We start from the raw sequence: 584 nt of genomic DNA on the forward strand, positions 1-584 counted from the left end.
TCATAATCATCACCAGCAACGAGCGTAGTATCCAGGCTGTCTTTGACCGTGATGGACTGATTAAGGTCCGGTAGCCGTTTAAACGGAATCAGTTCATCCGCTACGCCATGGCTAACCAATGGCTCATCGGTAATCGCAGTCGTGCTTGCCTGGTTGACCGTCCCCCGCAACGCCAGAGAAATATTACTGGCCGTAAAGTCATGAGCCACCACACTGGCGGTAATGCCCGACACCCGACTGATCACATTACGGTTACCTCCGCCACCCAGGTAGTTTTTCAGTTCCTTGCGATCCTCTTCAAAACTGAAGGTAAACTCGCTGACATTGCCAATGGGTAGTAGTGGCGCTGATTGATCATGGGGTTGGATATGAATACTGCCAGCGCCAATAAAGCTACGATCCACCGTGGACATAGTATGCTCCTGCGTTTAGTTGTTTTTTTGGAAGTAATCAGAGAATGACGTCAATGGTCAGCTGGATATCTGCAAAGGAGAGTTGGCCATGATTGGGGGCGATATCAAACTGGGTTTCACTGAACTGGGTGTTACGGGCCTCCGGTACCAACCGCTCCCCCGTGGTGAATA

Annotated in this window: 1 protein-coding gene; it reads right to left on the reverse strand. The window is 50.5% G+C overall.

What is annotated here, in order from left to right; translation table 11 throughout:
- Window positions 1–413 (reverse strand): phage tail tube protein (locus tag AK963_RS30395; RefSeq protein WP_202969972.1); only part of this gene is annotated, 413 nt, incomplete at its 3' end.
- Window positions 414–584: the final 171 nt, after the last annotated feature.

This window comes from Endozoicomonas atrinae (genome assembly GCF_001647025.1).
Taxonomy (GTDB): Bacteria; Pseudomonadota; Gammaproteobacteria; order Pseudomonadales; family Endozoicomonadaceae; genus Endozoicomonas; species Endozoicomonas atrinae.